Annotated in this window: 10 protein-coding genes and 1 pseudogene; 3 read left to right on the top strand and 8 right to left on the bottom strand. The window is 42.9% G+C overall.

Annotated elements, in window-relative coordinates:
• Window positions 1-122: 122 nt before the first annotated feature.
• A complete protein-coding gene (locus D7D50_RS05825; RefSeq protein WP_120701714.1) occupies window positions 123-1,751 on the bottom strand; it encodes a putative polysaccharide biosynthesis protein in 1,629 nt (542 codons plus the stop codon).
• Between the two features lie 86 nt (window positions 1,752-1,837).
• Here D7D50_RS05825 and D7D50_RS05820 point away from each other — a divergent pair, with 86 nt between their 5' ends.
• The gene (locus D7D50_RS05820; protein WP_120701713.1) at window positions 1,838-3,283 is read left to right on the top strand and encodes a UDP-N-acetylmuramoyl-L-alanyl-D-glutamate--L-lysine ligase; all 1,446 of its coding nucleotides are present in this window, start codon (window positions 1,838-1,840) and stop codon (window positions 3,281-3,283) included.
• Between the two features lie 33 nt (window positions 3,284-3,316).
• Here D7D50_RS05820 and D7D50_RS05815 read toward each other — a convergent pair whose 3' ends face one another.
• The 4 genes from D7D50_RS05815 to pflA form a co-directional block, all read right to left on the bottom strand.
• Window positions 3,317-3,967 carry a DUF1803 domain-containing protein gene (locus D7D50_RS05815; RefSeq protein ID WP_120701712.1) on the bottom strand — a complete coding sequence of 217 codons (651 nt, stop codon included), beginning with the start codon at window positions 3,965-3,967 and terminating at the stop codon, window positions 3,317-3,319.
• On the bottom strand, window positions 3,951-4,463 hold the full coding sequence (locus tag D7D50_RS05810; RefSeq protein ID WP_120701711.1) for a YiiX/YebB-like N1pC/P60 family cysteine hydrolase: 513 nt from the start codon (window positions 4,461-4,463) through the stop codon (window positions 3,951-3,953). The genes D7D50_RS05815 and D7D50_RS05810 overlap by 17 nt, the downstream gene beginning before the upstream one ends.
• Before the next feature lie 64 nt (window positions 4,464-4,527).
• Window positions 4,528-5,463, bottom strand: a complete 936-nt coding sequence (locus D7D50_RS05805) for a manganese-dependent inorganic pyrophosphatase (RefSeq protein ID WP_120701710.1) — start codon at window positions 5,461-5,463, stop codon at window positions 4,528-4,530.
• A 128-nt stretch (window positions 5,464-5,591) separates the two neighbouring features.
• On the bottom strand, window positions 5,592-6,386 hold the full coding sequence (gene pflA, locus D7D50_RS05800) for a pyruvate formate-lyase-activating protein (RefSeq protein ID WP_048689741.1): 795 nt from the start codon (window positions 6,384-6,386) through the stop codon (window positions 5,592-5,594).
• 215 nt (window positions 6,387-6,601) lie between these two features.
• Between pflA and D7D50_RS05795 the strand changes: the two are divergent.
• Window positions 6,602-6,784: pseudogene (locus D7D50_RS05795) on the top strand (UTRA domain-containing protein); the annotation flags it as partial.
• A gap of 265 nt (window positions 6,785-7,049) precedes the next feature.
• Complete coding sequence (locus D7D50_RS05790) at window positions 7,050-11,936, top strand: glycosyl hydrolase family 95 catalytic domain-containing protein (RefSeq protein ID WP_120701709.1); 4,887 nt, start codon at window positions 7,050-7,052, stop codon at window positions 11,934-11,936.
• A 210-nt stretch (window positions 11,937-12,146) separates the two neighbouring features.
• Here D7D50_RS05790 and D7D50_RS05785 read toward each other — a convergent pair whose 3' ends face one another.
• Genes D7D50_RS05785 through D7D50_RS05775 form a run of 3 tightly spaced genes read right to left on the bottom strand, consistent with a single transcriptional unit; the run spans window position 12,147 to window position 14,842 of the window.
• On the bottom strand, window positions 12,147-12,950 hold the full coding sequence (locus D7D50_RS05785) for an ABC transporter ATP-binding protein (protein WP_023024060.1): 804 nt from the start codon (window positions 12,948-12,950) through the stop codon (window positions 12,147-12,149).
• A 13-nt stretch (window positions 12,951-12,963) separates the two neighbouring features.
• Window positions 12,964-13,857 (bottom strand): ABC transporter permease, encoded by an 894-nt coding sequence (locus D7D50_RS05780; RefSeq protein WP_023024061.1) that lies wholly within the window; start codon window positions 13,855-13,857, stop codon window positions 12,964-12,966.
• A 10-nt stretch (window positions 13,858-13,867) separates the two neighbouring features.
• Window positions 13,868-14,842 (bottom strand): ABC transporter substrate-binding protein, encoded by a 975-nt coding sequence (locus tag D7D50_RS05775; protein WP_023024062.1) that lies wholly within the window; start codon window positions 14,840-14,842, stop codon window positions 13,868-13,870.
• Window positions 14,843-15,006 lie beyond the last annotated feature (164 nt).

Genomic DNA, 15,006 nt, shown 5'->3' with positions numbered 1-15,006 from the left:
AAATTCAATTGTCTCTATTGTATCACTTCTTTAGAGGATTCGGTTTTTCCTTTTTCAAGAGCTAGATATAGCTTCAAACTATAATGAAAAAAAGAGGTGGGTACGGACCCAACCTCTACTGGTTATGAAATATGAAATTTATTTCGAAGACTAGCCGCCTTGCTACCGATGAAGCGATCTAAGAAACGAAGACGAAGACCGAGGCCACCATAAACGATGATCCCCACACCGCCAATCAGAGCTACATAGATCATACTCGTCACTCGACCGTTAGGTTTAAAGACAAAACCAAGAATCAAGGCTGAAAGTAAAACTACTACTAGCATGATGAAGGTTAAAATAGCTGTTAATAAGCTCCGTTTAAAGACAGTCTTTCGATTAAATTTAGTTACGACATGGATTTCTTTATACATGAGGACGATTGGAATCATTAAACCAATCGTAGTAGAAAGAAGAGGGCCATAGGCTTTAAAGAAATAGATGAAAGGCACTTGTAGAATCAGTTTCACCAACACTCCATAGCCAAAGTAAAGAATCGCCTTCCGATTTTGGAAAAGAGCCTGGATCATAGGAGAAAGTACCGTATACAAGCCTAAAATAATAGTCTGTAGCATCGCTAGGATAAAGAGTCCCAAAGCGAGGGAATCTGGTTTCCCGTAAAAGACAGTATAAAGCGGCTCTGCAATGGCTACTGCTCCAATCGTCGCTGGAAGCAAGAAAGCTACTAACATGGTCAAATTATCTTGAACCAGCTTACCCGCAGCCCGGAAATCTCCCTTGACATAGTTCTCTGTAAGAAGAGGAATCCCCACTCCTCCAATAGAGGTCGCTACCGCAATCAAAATCATGGTGATTTTATTTGGATTTGCTGAAAAGTAGCTGAACTGAACCAAGAGTTCTGAACGACTGAAGTTGGTAAACCAAGACATGACATTGCTATAGGTCATCTGGTCGATAATTTGGAAGAGCTGGATGGCTGATCCTGTTACAATGAACGGAATCGCTTCACGAATGGTATCCCACAAGAGAGCCTTAGTATCGATCTCATTATCAGACTCTGGTCGATGGATAATGTGCTGTAGAAGTCCTGTTTTCCAGAGGTAATAGAGGAGGACAAGGAGACTCGCTCCCATCCCAATAAAGGCTGCAAAAGTGGACTGGGTCACGGCTTCAACGTAATCACCTGAGCCGACCTTCATAATGAAGTAGGCTGTCAAGAGCATCCAGATAACCCGAATCACTTGCTCAGCAATTTGACTGATGGCATAAGGTTTCAGATTGTTATGACCTTGGAAGAAGCCTCGAATAACACTCATGGAAGGGAAAATCAAGACTGCCCAAGAAAGGCTCTGCATGACAGGGATTAAGTCCTTCCCACCTCCAGACAAGTTTGCAAATACTGGAGAAAGCAAATACATGATAATGGCAAAAACCAAGCCCAATAAAGACATGAACTTAAGGAAGCCACGAATCATGGCAAAACTGTGTTCTTCTTTACCCTTTGTATTGTACTTGGCCACTTGCTTAGCAACCGCTACAGGAACTCCTGCTGTTGAAATCAGCAAAAACCAAGCGTAGATATTGTAGCCCATGGTAAAGAGACCGTTTGCCTCTGCACCATGTTTGCCCATCCAGATATACCAAGGGATGATATAGGCCGCTCCTAAGAGACGACTAATGAAATTACTGGCTGTTAACCAGACAGTTCCACGGAGCATTTGGGCCTGTTGATTACTTGTTTCGTTACTCATATGTTTCCTCTGCTTTATAGTCTTCTTTCATTATAAACTTTTCCTTTACACTTGTAAAATAAGGTCTTTCAGTTTAAAATAGGATTATGATAAAGATAGAAACTGTACTAAACATTTTAAAAGAGGATCACAACTTTCGTGAGATCCTACAAGACGGAGAATACCACTATTCAGCAAGTGGTGTTTCTTTTAATCAAATTAGCTACGATAGTCGAAAGGTCAACTCCGAGACCCTCTTTTTTGTCAAGGGGGCAAATTTCAAGAAGGAATTTTTGGAGCAAGCGATCGAGCAAGGTCTCCAGTGGTATGTCGCTGAGCAAGACTTTGAGGTCAGCATCCCAGCCATTATCGTTACGGATATCAAACAGGCTATGAGCTTGATTGCCATGGAATTCTATGGCCACCCTGAGCGCCAGCTAAAACTCTTGGCTTTTACAGGGACCAAAGGCAAAACCACTTCTGCTTACTATGCCTACAAGATTCTTGAGCAAAGCTACCGTCCGGCTATGCTATCCACTATGAATACAACCTTGGATGGCAAGACCTTCTTCAAATCAACCTTGACCACCCCAGAAAGTATCGATCTCTTTGAAATGATGGCCCAGGCAGTTGCCCATGATCGGACTCACCTGATTATGGAGGTCTCTAGTCAGGCCTATCTAGTCAAACGTGTTTACGGACTCACATTCGATGTTGGTGTCTTCCTCAACATCAGCCCTGACCATATTGGACCGATTGAGCATCCAAGCTTCGAAGACTACTTCTACCATAAACGTCTCTTGATGGAAAATAGTCGTGCTGTTGTCGTCAATAGTGATATGGACCATTTTAACATTCTTGCGGAGCAGGTGGCTGAGCAAGACCACGACTTCTACGGTAGTCAATCGACCAACCAAGTCCACAACTCAAAAGCCTTTAGCTTTTCTGTCACTGGCAAGCTGGCAGGGGATTATGATACCCAGCTCATCGGCCACTTCAATCAAGAAAATGCTGTAGCTGCAGGTCTCGCCTGCCTTCGTCTAGGAGCGAGTCTTGAAGACATCAAAAAGGGGATTGCCAAAACCCGTGTTCCTGGCCGGATGGAAGTCTTGACTCAAAAGAATGGGGCAAAAGTTTTTATTGACTATGCCCATAATGGAGATAGCTTGAAAAAACTGCTCTCTGTTGTCGAAACCCATCAGACAGGAACGATTTCACTGGTCCTTGGATCAACTGGGAATAAGGGAGAGAGCCGCCGTAAGGACTTTGGCTTGCTCCTAGAAGACCATCCTGAGATCCAAGTCTTCCTCACAGCGGATGACCCCAACTATGAAGATCCTTTGGCTATCGCTGAAGAGATTAGCAGTTTCATCACGCGCCCTGTCAAAAAAATCGCAGATCGCGAACAAGCCATTCAACTGGCGATGGCAACTACCAGCAAGCCTGAAGATGCTGTCATTATTGCTGGAAAAGGAGCTGACTGCTACCAAATCGTCAATGGCGTAAAAGAAGAATATCCTGGGGATGCTGCTATTGCTGAACGTTATCTCTAATCAAATAAGGCTAGGAAAATTTCCTAGCCTTTTCTAGTGTTTCAAAAATATCAGTCTTTCCTTGTCCAAGTCCACTGCTAATTCATATTTGCCTTCATCATTTTTTCGGATATAGCCTAAGACCTCTAAACTATCGACAAAGATGTCTCTGCGCTTTTGCTGGACTTCATCTTTTTTGAGGAACTTGAGCAAAAAGCTGGTCATATACTTGAGTGCATATTCGGGATTGACATCTCCCAAGATGGCATAGAGTTTCTCTTGACCCTCCGTCAAAGGGTATTGGTGTTTCACCTTGTAAAAGTAATTGGACAGGGTCTGTGCCTTTCGCTCAAAGTCTGTCTCTTCTAAGAGAATCGCTGCATTGGTCGTGTTGCGAAGTTCCGTTTGGAAGACCTTGGCTTTCAGTTCCTGATCAAGTTCACTATCTTCTCGGACGAAGACTTCTTGATCCAAGTCGACTGCTTCAGCAGATTCCAAGAAAGGCAGGCTGAGGGTGTAGCGTTTATTTTCTCGAAGGATGAAGCCCGCTTTGATATATTCTTCCATCAGCTTGTCCACTGGCTGATCTGGAAATTGGGCCTTGATTTGCCGCAGGATCACATCATTCTGCTGATCCAGATAGTTGATCAAATCCTTAAAAAAAGGCTGACGTGTCAAACGTGTGGGATTAATGATTGTAATCATCCGTATATCTTTCTTTAAACTGTAGATGGGGAGACTGGGCTAACTGACTGGGATTAGTACCAGGCTGATTCAGAGGTACAGCTAATCCTAGTTCTCGGTAGTAATCTTCCCAAAACGAACTAATCTCTTGTTCTCCTTCACCAAACTTCATGGGAATGGTCTCAAAGATAGGAAGGAGTTCCGCGATGAACTGGGAACAATAGAAACCATCTCCATTTGGGTAAAAGGAAGCATTGTAGGGAGCACCTAAAAGATTTTCTGCTCGCTTTTTGACTTCTGTGTCATCAATCTCTGCATAGCGGTATAGGTCATATACCTTCTCAGTTTCAAAGAAATCTTCAGGGGACTGGACCAGGACGCCACCTTCCACCGTGGCATGATAGACCCTCCCGTCTAAAAAGATGGCCACATGGCTATAGTTTCCAGTTGATGCCTGGATAGCCTGTCCCATTTCCGTATGATCCCTCACAAATATCAAATCGCCAGATTCTAACATGTTCTCCTCCTAGCAAAAAAGGAGTCGAAACTCCTTTTTTAACAATGGGTTATCCCGTTTATCATTAAGCATTAAAGCTTTCAGTCAATTGTGGTACCACTTGTTTCTTACGAGAAACAGCACCTGGAAGGAAAGCGTGGTTGTTTTCAAGTTTGAAGTTGAAGGCTGCTTCCACCTTGTTCATATTAGCACCAAGAGCTAAAATTTCTGAGTTAGAGTTGACGATATCTGTAATCATCAAGACAAAGTCAGAGTATCCGTTAGTTGCAATTGCGGCTTGGATAGCTGCTTCGATTTCAGCTTGACGTTCCAATACTTCGGCAATATCAACTGTATTGACTTGAGCCACACGGACATTGTTGCCGTTCAATTCAAAAGTCTTAGCATCGATGTCGATCAATTCTTCTGCAGATTTGCTTGCCAAGTTTGTACCAGCCTTGAGCATGGCAAGACCGTATTCTTCCAAGTTAACACCAGCCAATTCAGCCAATTCAGGCGCAATCACTTTATCAGATGGGTGAGTTGTTGGAGATTTCAAAAGAAGGGTATCTGAAATCAAACCTGAAAGCATCAAACCTGCAATTTCTTTTGGAACAGCTACACCGTGTTCTTTGAACATGCGGTAAACGATAGAAGATGTTGATCCAACTGGTTCCAAACGCATGTAAAGTGGGCTTGCAGTTTCAAAGTTAGCCACACGGTGGTGATCTACCACACCGTAAACTTCTACTTCAGCGATATCTGAAACAGATTGTTGGAATTCATTGTGGTCCGTCAAGATGACTTGCTCTACACCTTCTGCTTTAGCTGATGTGATGACGCGTGGTGCTTCCACACCAAAATAGTCCAACACGAAAGCTGTTTCTTCATTTGGAGTTCCAAGAGCCACTGCTTCTGTATCCAAACCGTAAGCTTCTTTTGCAAGATAAGCAAAGGCTACAGATGAACCGATGGCATCTGAGTCAGGATTTTGGTGACCAAAAACGAGAATTTTTGACATGTTTCTACCTCTTCATTTTCATTTGTATATTCACTCTATTTTAGCACGTTTTTCCGTTTAAAGAAAGGGGATAGTTGTTCATTTCATCAGAAAAAGACAGCTGGAAGGACCAACTGTCTCGATCTATTTTATCCTTTAACCCGTTTCAAGTAATCTTGGTAACTTTCCGTTTCCATCAAGTCCTTCGCATTTTGGACCCGTTCTTTTGTCGGTGGTTTCACACCCTCCAACTTGTACGGAATACCCAATTCCCGCCATTTGAATTCACCCATGGTATGGTAGGGTAGAATTTCAAATTTATCAACATTTTTAAGGGTTTTAACAAATTTCCCAAGTTCGATCAGGTCATCATCTCGGTCTGTCAAACCTGGGACCAAAACGTGACGAATCCAGACGGGTTTTCCAATATCAGACAAATACTTGGCACAGGCTAAAATATTCTTGTTCGTTTGACTGGTTACAAATCTGTGCCGCTCATCGTTAATTTCCTTGATATCCAGAAGCACCAAGTCTGTCACTGCCATTAATTTATCAAATTTTTCCAGGTAACGAGGGGTATTGCGGAAAGGTAGAGCACAGGTATCGAGCGTGCAGTGAATGCCCAATTCTTGAGCCTTGGTGAAGAGGGCAATCAAAAAGTCTATCTGCAAGAGGGCTTCTCCACCACTAACCGTGATCCCACCTTTTTGACCCCAAAATCCACGATAGCGGAGGGCTTCTTCTAGGACATCATCCACTGTTCGTTCTCTAGACATGTTGGTTTCCATAGCCCAAGTATCCGGGTTATGGCAATACTGACACCGCATTTGACAGCCTTGAAGAAAGACAATAAAACGGATCCCTGGTCCATCCACTGCACCGAAGCTTTCTGTAGAGTGTACCATTCCTGTTACTTTTCCATAGTCAACTGTTTCATTTTCCATGTCTTGTCCTTCTCTCTTGAAAACGTTTTATGGTTTTATTATACCATGATTCCTTGTGAATAAAAGGATTTTAATGATTTTTTAGAAAATAAACTGTTTTTCAATTTCAACCTATTGTATTAGTACAGGCCCTTCCAGTCGCTGTTACTCTTACCTATTCTCTATGGCAAAAAAAGAAAACGAAGAGCCGTTATCTTTTTTTTAATATCTTAAGAATCATGATCTCACCAATCGATAATCGCGACAAAATCTTACTGGATCTTGGGAAAGACCAACACGTGGTGACGGTCCGCTCGCAAGTTCACCTAGCAGACGTACGACAATTCCAGTTCACCGAAAGTCGACACAAATTAGACAAGTTTCATTTTGTCGACTATGCAAAAAGAAATCAAAAATAAAGTACTCCGCTGACAGTTGAGAATGGACTCAACTGTTTTTTTTACGATATCCGAAAATGAAAACTGTTTTCAGCCCAAAATAATAGCTTATTTATCTCTTATTTCTCCACTATTTCAAGAAATAACACTCTCAAATATGCATCTTACCTAAAAGCTATTGACATTTTCTTGTTTCCCTATTAAATTGGATATGATAGAAATAAATATGAAGGGACTGTCTTTAACTAAAAATGTAAGCGGTCTCAAAAAGCTAGAGGAGAGTTCTATGGACAAAAGATTTTTGGAAAAATCCTGTCGTTATAGTATCCGCAAACTAACTGTTGGTACGGCTTCTGTTTTATTAGGAGCCATTTTTCTCGGCTCACACCAGGTAGGTGCTGATAGTATTGTTGGAAGCCAAAACGAAAGCAACCACCTTGAAGCTACCCCAGCCATAGAGAGCCCGACTGATGGAACTGGAGAAGCCAAACCAGAAAATCCGTATATCGCTCCTATTTCTGAAGAAAAAAGCTCGTCACCTGATACAGAAGTTCAAAGCAAGCATACAGCCACTTCGACTACTTCGATTGAGGCAACTGAAGAAAGGGAAACTATGAAAATTGAGACTCCCGTGGCCAAACAAACAGATTATCATTTAAGCTACAATCAACCTGCTGCTGCTAGCTATGATGGGTGGGAAAAGCAAGCCCTCCCAGTCGGAAATGGAGAAATGGGTGCTAAGGTTTTCGGACTCATCGGCGAGGAAAGAATTCAATACAACGAAAAAACTCTTTGGTCTGGTGGACCACAACCGGATAGCACCGACTACAACGGAGGAAACTACCAAGATCGCTACAAAGTCTTGGCAGAAATCCGTAAGGCCCTTGAAGCTGGAGACCGCCAAAAAGCGAAACAGTTAGCCGAAGAAAATCTAGTAGGCCCAAACAACGCTCAATACGGACGCTACTTATCTTTCGGTGATATCTTTATGGTCTTTAACAACCAAAAGAAAGGTTTGGAGAACGTTACCGACTATCACCGTGACTTAGATATTACCGAAGCTATCACGACTACTTCTTATAGCCAGGATGGAACCACCTTTAAACGCGAAACCTTCTCTAGCTATCCAGATGATGTTACTGTGACCCATTTGAGTAAAAAAGGGGATAAGACCCTCGATTTTACCCTTTGGAATAGCTTGACAGAGGATTTACTTGCGAATGGTGACTACTCTTGGGAATATTCGAATTATAAACAAGGGGCAGTCACGACCGATTCAAATGGTATCTTGCTCAAGGGGACTGTCAAAGACAATGGCCTTCAATTTGCCTCCTATCTTGGAATCAAAACAGATGGACAAGTCACTGCCCAAGATGGCTATTTGACTGTCACCGGAGCCAGCTATGCGACCCTTTTACTCAGTGCCAAGACTAATTATGCTCAAAATCCAAAAACCAATTACCGCAAGGATATTGATGTAGAAGCAACTGTCAAATCGATTGTCGAGGCGGCTAAAGCCAAAGATTATGAAACTCTAAAACATGACCACATCAAGGACTACCAACGTCTCTTCAATCGTGTTCAACTAAATCTTGGCGGTAATAAGTCTAACCAAACGACAAAAGAAGCTCTCCAAACCTATGATCCTACAAAAGGGCAACAACTAGAAGAGCTCTTCTTTCAATACGGACGTTACCTCCTCATCAGTTCGTCTCGTGACCGGACAGATGCCCTTCCTGCCAACTTGCAAGGAGTCTGGAATGCTGTAGACAATCCACCTTGGAACGCTGACTACCACCTAAATGTCAACCTACAAATGAACTACTGGCCTGCCTACATGAATAATCTTGCAGAAACGGCTAGGCCAATGGTCAATTATATTGATGACATGCGCTACTATGGCCGTATCGCCGCTAAAGAGTATGCAGGCATCAAATCCAAAGAAGGACAAGAAAACGGATGGCTGGTTCATACGCAGGCGACACCATTTGGCTGGACAACTCCAGGTTGGAATTATTATTGGGGTTGGTCTCCCGCAGCCAATGCTTGGATGATGCAGAACGTCTATGACTACTACAAATTTACCAAGGATGAAACCTATCTCAAAGAAAAGATTTATCCAATGCTAAAGGAAACAGCCAAGTTCTGGAATTCCTTCTTGCACTACGACAAATCTAGTGACCGTTGGGTATCTTCTCCATCCTATTCACCAGAGCATGGAACCATTACGATTGGAAATACCTTCGACCAATCTCTGGTTTGGCAGCTCTTCCACGACTATATGGAAGCAGCCAATCATCTCAATGTCGACCAAGACTTGGTTACCGAAGTGAAGGCTAAATTTGACAAGCTCAAACCACTTCATATCAACCAAGATGGCCTCATCAAGGAATGGTACGAAGAAGACAGTCCTCAATTCACGAATGAAGGAATTGAAAATCACCACCGTCACGTTTCTCATCTGGTTGGTCTCTTCCCAGGTACTTTATTTGACAAGGATCAGCCTGAATACCTAGAGGCGGCACGCGCAACCTTAAACCACCGTGGAGATGGTGGAACGGGTTGGTCTAAGGCCAATAAGATCAACCTCTGGGCTCGTCTGCTTGATGGAAACCGCGCCCATCGTTTATTGGCAGAACAGCTCAAATCTTCAACCCTAGAAAATCTCTGGGATACCCACGAGCCTTTCCAAATCGATGGTAACTTTGGTGCCACTAGCGGGATGGCAGAAATGCTCCTTCAATCCCACACTGGCTACATTGCCCCATTACCAGCCCTTCCAGATGCCTGGAAAGACGGGCAAGTTTCAGGTCTCGTGGCACGTGGCAACTTTGAAGTCAGCATGAAATGGAAAGAAAAGAATCTTGAGACATTAGCTTTCCTTTCCCATGCAGGTGGAGATCTAGTCGTCGATTATCCAGACATCGAGTCGAGTATTGTCAAGATTAACGGGAAAGAAATCAAACCTACTCTTCTGAAGGGCAATCGGATTCAGATTGCCACTCAAAAAGGGGATCAGGTTACCTTTGAAAAGTTACCAGAGAGGGTCACCCGCCTATCTGCCGTGAGAAAAGATGCTGTAACAGCAGAACTCGATTTCAATCCAGTTAAAGATGCGACTCACTATGTCATTCGTCGAGAAAGCAAAGATGAAAGCAGTGACGCTCCTTCTGTCAAAGAATTCCTAACTAATATTACTCATTTCATTGACCGCTCTATTGATTCTCTTCACAGCTATAGCTATTCTGTTACAGCCATGATTGGGGAGCGCTTAAGGCAAACATCAGAAGCCGCATCAATCCAACCAGTTGTCGAATTGATGGACGATAGAGATCCTCGTGTTCAATACGGTCCTGCCTTCAATAACTGGGAAGATGCTGACTTGTATGCAGGAACTGAAAAATACGCCGACCTATCCCTTGATAGCTACTCTGACAAAGATGCAACTGCTAGCATCTCTTTCAATGGACGAGGAATTGAAATCTATGGTCTCAAATCGTCTGAATTAGGCTTAGCAGAAGTCCAAATCGATGGAAAAAAAGTGGGAGATCTGGATTTCTACACATCTGGAGAAACGGAAAAAAGCGCTCTAATCGGTCGTTTTACAGGACTTCCTGATGGAAATCATATCCTAACTCTGACCGTGAAGAAGGAGCACTTAAACCGTGGGAATGAACGCTCAAAAATTTCCTTGGATTATTTTAAAATCTATCCTGGTCAAGACGCGACTGTTGAAAAGATGGATGACAGAGATCCTCGTATCCACTATGGTTCTTTGTTCAAAGACTGGAATGAATCAGGCTTATATCAAACGACAGAAAAATACGCGACTCTCCAAAACGTAGATCCATCTCAGTATTCTGAGGCCAAGGCAATCATTCCTTTCACTGGTACAGGTATCCGCATCTACGGTTTGAAATCTTCTGGCTATGGAAAAGCCTTAGTAACCCTGGATGGAAAAGAAATGCCAAGTTTGGACTTCTACTCAAGTGCTGACTATGAAAAGAATGTATTGATTGGCGAGTATACAAACTTAAGCAATGGAAATCATATTCTCACCTTGACAGTGGATCCTAACTCTCCAGATGGTAGAAAGATGATTTCTCTGGATTCATTTGACATATTGAAGCCAGCAACAGTATCCCTAGATACTCCAAGTCTAGCCCCAATACAAGCAGGCGATCAAACCATTACCCTCACACTTCCGTCTGGAGAATGGGATGCTATTGCTGTACAATTCCCTGGTACAAAGGATCCTGTTTTCCTCAAGAAAACCGATGACCAACACGTCACCCTATCAGATGGAAATCGAGTGTTGCCGATTAAAAACCAGCAAATTGAACTCCCAATCCCAGAAACTGCTCATCAAAAACAAGATCAGATCATCTCAGCCTATGCCATCCGAGGGAAAACCATCACTAGTCCAGTGGTCTCTCTCTTACCTGCTCTTGTGACAAGTTTGGGAGAGGAAGAACCACCTGTAGTAACCCTTCCTGAGTACACAGACCCAATCGGCACAGCTGGACAAGAAGCACCTATCCTTTCTCTACCTGAATATGTCCTGCGGGTACTGAAAGACCAAGCAAGCCAGGTAGAGGTCATTAGTGGAGAAAATGAGATTGGAACAGAAAGTCATTTAGAGATCCAAAAGGTCCTTGACCAAGGTCTCTTCGGCAAGACCTACGATGCTTTCAACCTTCAACTGAGGGATAAAGAGGGAAATCCAGTTCCAGTGAAGGGAAGTGTATTGGTTCGACTTCCACTATCCAGAGAAGTGAAGCAACTTTATGTCTTGACTCCTGATCAAGGTCTCCAACCATTAGAATTTACACTTCGAGAGGGCATGATTGAATTCATGGTCCAAGAATTAGGAACCTATGCTATTGTCTATAAGACAAAATTAGAAACTGGACCATTCATTTCAAGTCTTCCTGAAAAAGTGGATTCTGCTTTTTCTGGAAGCAAGGGACAATATACTCCTCTTTTAGAGCATCCTAGTCCAACGAATACCAGTGATGCTTTGATGAGTGTTCCAACCTCTAAACAAGATCAGACTTCGCAAGGACAACTTCCAAGAACGAATACAGAACACAGTAGTTCATACCTACTCTTCTTAGCGGGTCTTAACCTTGTTCTCGCAGCTAGCTTCCTAGAGAAAAAGAAACAGGATTAGCTAAATGTGGCTAACAACATCAATACAAAGAGGCTGGGACAAAAGTCCTAGCCTCTCAATTGTTTTTGGATTGTCGAGCAAGACGCAGTGGTTGAGTGGCCTCTACTACGCTGATTTCATCAGCTTTTACAGCCCTACTCGACTGTGCGGAGGTAGGACGACGAAATCGAATTCTAACGAATGACCGATTTCTGTCCCACTATCTTTATTTTATCCCAATACCAATTCGTCACTCACCAAGGTTTCACCACTGTTCTGATGGAAAAGGCGCATCAAGTCTTCAACTGTCAAGTTTTTCTTTTCTTCTCCTTTAACATCGACCACGATTTTCCCTTGATAGAGCATGATCAATCGGTTGCCATATGCGATGGCATGGTTCATATCGTGTGTAATCATCAAGGTTGTCAAATCATGACTTTCCACGATCTTTTGCGTCAATTCCATGACCATTTCACTGGTCTTTGGATCGAGCGCTGCGGTATGTTCATCCAGAAGCAAGAGTTTCGGTTTGACTAAAGCTGCCATGACCAAAGTAAGGGCCTGCCGTTGTCCCCCTGATAAGTATTGCGTATCCACTTTGAGTCGATTCTCCAACCCAATATTGAGTTCCTTCAAAGCAGCTTTAAATTCTTCGCGATCTTTTTCTTTGACCCCCCAACTAAGGCCCCGTTTTGCTCCACGTTTTTTAGCAATGGCCATGTTTTCTTCAATGGTCAAACGGGAAGCCGTCCCCATCTTAGGATCCTGGAAAACACGGGCGATCTCCTTAGCACGCTTCCGAACACTGGTCTGCTTAATAGATTTTCCTTCTAACAGGATATCTCCTTGGTCCACTTGCAAGCCACCTGCCAGAATGTTCATCAATGTCGATTTCCCTGCTCCATTTCCTCCGATGACGGAAATGAAATCTCCTTCTTCTACTGTCAGGTCCAAGCCTTTGAGAACATGGTTTTCATTGACTGTTCCTGCTTCAAATGTCTTATGTATATCTTCGATTTTTAACAATGTTGCCATTTATCTTCTCCTTTTAGTTGCTGGTTAATTTTAATCCACGAATCTTGAGACGTTTCTGGGCTTCTGGTGCAAACAAGACCAAGGCCAAGAGAATAGCATTAAACAAACGGACTAAGTTTTGATCTAAGTTTGGAATTTCATAGATATTGAGGATAATGAGGCGGTAAACAATTGCCCCCACTCCAATCGAAAGTAAGCGTCCTCCAATGGTCAAATCATGGATCAAGACTTCTGCTAGAATAACGGCGCTAAGTCCTACGACGATGGTCCCTGTACCAGAAGTCACGTCTGAGAAGCCATCTGTCTGAGCGAAGAGAGCCCCACACAATGCAACCAGTCCATTAGAAATCATATAACCGAAAATCTTCATGGTGTCCACATTCACCCCATTGGCCTCACTCATTGGGATATTGTCACCCGTTGAACGAAGAACCAAGCCAATCTGAGTTTTCATTAAGAGAGTCAAAATCAGGCAGACCAATAACAAACAAGAAAGACTAACAGCAAAGACAGCAGCCTCATTAGACAAACCCAGCCCCATCACAGACTTGAAGATGGTACTTGAATCTCCAATAGATAAATTAGGAACACCCCCCATGATCTTAATATTGATCGAATAGAGGCCAGTCAGTGTCACAATCCCTGTTAAGAGAGCGGGGATCTTCATCTTAGTATGAAGGAGGCCAGAAACTAGACCTGCTAACATCCCTGCAAAAATAGAAAATAGGGTTGCTAGCCATGGGTTTTGACCCGCTTGAATTTGGGATGCAACGACTGCCGCTCCAAGCGGGAAAGCCCCTTCTGCTGTCATATCCGCTATATCTAAAATGCGGAATGTTAAGAATATACCAATGGCCATAATCGACCACAATAAACCTTCAGATAAACTTGATAATACTAAATCCATCATCCATCTCCTATTTCTTTTCGTTTATACCAGAGAGATCAATTCCTAATTTCTTAGCCATCTCTTTGTTGACATATAATTCTAAATTCTTAGGGGCTTCCACTGCCAGATCGGCTGCCTTTTCCCCTTTCAGAATACGAATCGCCATCCGGGCAGATTGACGACCCAACTCGGTGTAGTCTGTCCCATAGGTATAGAGCCCTCCTACTTGAGCCATTTCAATTGAACCTCCAATGACTGGAACTTTGTGTTTTAAAGAAACTTGTTTGATCGTTTCCATCGTAGAGGAAATAATGTTGTCTGTTGGAATAAATACTAGATCGACCTCTGACATCAAACTATCCGCTGCTGCTTTCACATTATTACTGTCTAAGATGGTTTTCTCTACGACACGGTAGCCTTTAGCCTCAAGGACTTTCTTGGCCTCATCTTTTTGAACGACGGAGTTGGGCTCACTTTGCGTATAGAGAATTCCGATTGTCTTAGCTGTTGGCAAAACCTTTTGAATCAGATCGACTTGTGTAGTAATCGCATCTGAAGATTGGTCACTCGTTCCTGTCACATTGCCACCAGGACGATCCAAGTTCTTGACCAACTTAGCAGCCAGAGGGTCCGTCACTGCAGAAAAGACTACAGGGGTTCTTTTGCTCGTATTGGCAATACTTTGTGCTGATGGAGTCGCAATGGCAAACACAAGGTCACTTTCCTGTGATAATTGATTTGAAATGTTTTTCAAATTTCTCTGCTCCCCTTGAGCATTTTGATAATCAATTTCAATCTCTTCTCCATCTACATAGCCTTGTTTTGCTAACTCTTCCACAAAGCCTTTTCGAGTTGCATCAAGAGACTTATGGGTAATATACTGAGAAATCCCAATCTTAATCTTTTGATGCTTAGAGGTCTTCAAGTGATGGAGGGTCAAGAGGGAGGTCATCAGTAGACCAACTACCAGAACCGGGGCAATTAACTTCTTTACAACTTTCATGAAACATGTCTCCTTCTCTAAAACATTCAAACAGAATACAAAAAACCGTTTAGATGATTCTAAACGGTTGGTATCATTCCTCACAAACTTAAAAGTATGCCAGCATTGCCGTCCATTTAGATATCATCTATATGGACCACAATCAAAAATCTTAGCCACATAGA

Origin of the sequence: Streptococcus koreensis (genome assembly GCF_003627135.1) — a bacterium.
Classification (GTDB): Bacteria; Bacillota; Bacilli; order Lactobacillales; family Streptococcaceae; genus Streptococcus; species Streptococcus ilei.
The sequence above is the reverse complement of the archived record's forward strand: the minus strand, read 5'-3'. Positions and strand labels throughout refer to the sequence as shown.

Coding starts and splice junctions, on each gene's coding strand:
- D7D50_RS05815 (WP_120701712.1), bottom strand. CDS start 3,967: ATGATTACAATCATTAATCCCACACGTTTGACACGTCAGCCTTTTTTT.
- D7D50_RS05810 (WP_120701711.1), bottom strand. CDS start 4,463: ATGTTAGAATCTGGCGATTTGATATTTGTGAGGGATCATACGGAAATG.
- D7D50_RS05785 (WP_023024060.1), bottom strand. CDS start 12,950: ATGGCAACATTGTTAAAAATCGAAGATATACATAAGACATTTGAAGCA.
- D7D50_RS05790 (WP_120701709.1), top strand. CDS start 7,050: ATGGACAAAAGATTTTTGGAAAAATCCTGTCGTTATAGTATCCGCAAA.
- pflA (WP_048689741.1), bottom strand. CDS start 6,386: ATGGAAAATGAAACAGTTGACTATGGAAAAGTAACAGGAATGGTACAC.
- D7D50_RS05825 (WP_120701714.1), bottom strand. CDS start 1,751: ATGAGTAACGAAACAAGTAATCAACAGGCCCAAATGCTCCGTGGAACT.
- D7D50_RS05775 (WP_023024062.1), bottom strand. CDS start 14,842: ATGAAAGTTGTAAAGAAGTTAATTGCCCCGGTTCTGGTAGTTGGTCTA.
- D7D50_RS05805 (WP_120701710.1), bottom strand. CDS start 5,463: ATGTCAAAAATTCTCGTTTTTGGTCACCAAAATCCTGACTCAGATGCC.
- D7D50_RS05820 (WP_120701713.1), top strand. CDS start 1,838: ATGATAAAGATAGAAACTGTACTAAACATTTTAAAAGAGGATCACAAC.
- D7D50_RS05780 (WP_023024061.1), bottom strand. CDS start 13,857: ATGGATTTAGTATTATCAAGTTTATCTGAAGGTTTATTGTGGTCGATT.